The organism is Bacillus cereus group sp. BfR-BA-01379 (assembly GCF_022663605.1).
In the GTDB taxonomy this organism is placed as follows: domain Bacteria; phylum Bacillota; class Bacilli; order Bacillales; family Bacillaceae_G; genus Bacillus_A; species Bacillus_A mobilis.
In genome coordinates, this window is sequence record NZ_JAKUFT010000257.1 from 1 (window position 1) to 272 (window position 272).

The window sequence follows — 272 nt, forward strand, 5'->3', positions numbered from 1 at the left end:
TTCTATCAAGCGTATTAGTATAATAGAAGTTTTGTAATAAAAGAAAAAGAGAGGAGAATGCAAAATGAAAGAGCAAGTATTACAAGTAACAAAAGGTGACTTCGTAGGATCGGCAAGTGGAGCAGTAGTATTAACAGCATTAATCGTATTTCTATCAAGCGTATTAGTATAATAGAAGTTTTGTAATAAAAGAAAAAGAGAGGAGAATGCAAAATGAAAGAGCAAGTATTACAAGTAACAAAAGGTGACTTCGTAGGATCGGCAAGTGGAGC

At 33.5% G+C, this 272-nt stretch carries 2 protein-coding genes; both read left to right on the top strand.

Annotation, left to right across the window (positions count from 1 at the left end; all coding sequences use genetic code 11):
* Positions 1–64 precede the first annotated feature (64 nt).
* On the top strand, positions 65–172 hold the full coding sequence (locus MR113_RS27725) for a DUF3948 family protein (RefSeq protein WP_000664237.1): 108 nt from the start codon (positions 65–67) through the stop codon (positions 170–172).
* A gap of 41 nt (positions 173–213) precedes the next feature.
* On the top strand, positions 214–272 hold a 59-nt coding region (locus tag MR113_RS27730; RefSeq protein ID WP_033666960.1), incomplete at its 3' end, for a DUF3948 family protein.